The sequence below is a fragment of the Pseudoalteromonas sp. GW168-MNA-CIBAN-0100 genome (assembly GCF_040309225.1).
Classification (GTDB): Bacteria; Pseudomonadota; Gammaproteobacteria; order Enterobacterales; family Alteromonadaceae; genus Pseudoalteromonas; species Pseudoalteromonas arctica.
In genome coordinates, this window is record NZ_JBEOOL010000445.1 from 1 (window position 1) to 285 (window position 285).

The following is a 285-nucleotide window of genomic DNA, read 5'->3' on the forward strand; positions in this document are numbered from 1 at the left end:
ATAATAGGTGAGCCTTCGCGGCCACCTTGGTCAGTAATTGTTAAACCAGGAACCCAGCGTGCTACATCGGCAAGTTCACTAATGTTTTGATCTTTCATTACATCAGCGTCAAGCGCGGTTATATTAAGTGGTGCTGCTTGTACAGAGCCGCTGCGTCGTGTTGCCGTAACCTCTATAACTTCAAGTGATTTGTTTTTTGTAACCACTTGTTCTTGAGCTGAAGCGGTATTAGAGAATAAAACCACACTTGAAAGTGTGCTTGAAATAGCCAAGGTTAACAGGCTT

The 285-nt window shown here is 43.5% G+C and carries 1 pseudogene; it reads right to left on the reverse strand.

The features are described 5' to 3' along the window. Nucleotides 1–285 (reverse strand): annotated as a pseudogene (locus tag AAEY62_RS21880) (TonB-dependent receptor); the annotation flags it as partial.